The organism is Mammaliicoccus sp. F-M27 (assembly GCF_022387115.1).
Taxonomy (GTDB): Bacteria; Bacillota; Bacilli; order Staphylococcales; family Staphylococcaceae; genus Mammaliicoccus; species Mammaliicoccus vitulinus.
The window spans coordinates 1-287 of record NZ_JAJNIE010000044.1 but is presented as its reverse complement, the minus strand read 5'-3'; the positions used below and the strand labels follow the sequence as shown (position 1 = coordinate 287).

The window sequence follows — 287 nt, the reverse complement described above, 5'->3', positions numbered from 1 at the left end:
CCTGTTCCCATGCCGAACACAGAAGTTAAGCTCTTTAGCGCCGATGGTAGTTGGGCTTACGTTCCGCGAGAGTAGGACGTTGCCGGGCAAAATTCAATTTTGACCTTTGGGTCTTTTTTTCTTGAAAAAGTTGAAAATAAATTGAATTAAGTATTGACACAAGATAACAAAAAGAGTATAATTGTTTCTTGTGAGATAAAATGAACATTGAAAACTGAATGACAATATGTCAACGTTTAATTCCGATAATTGAGTACTGAAAGTACTTCAAAGAGTGATTGGCTTAA

General features: G+C 35.9%; 1 rRNA gene. It reads left to right on the top strand.

Annotated features, from left to right (window positions below):
- A 5S ribosomal RNA gene (gene rrf / locus LQ598_RS13715) occupies nt 1-88 on the top strand; the annotation flags it as partial.
- Between the last annotated feature and the right edge of the window lie 199 nt (nt 89-287).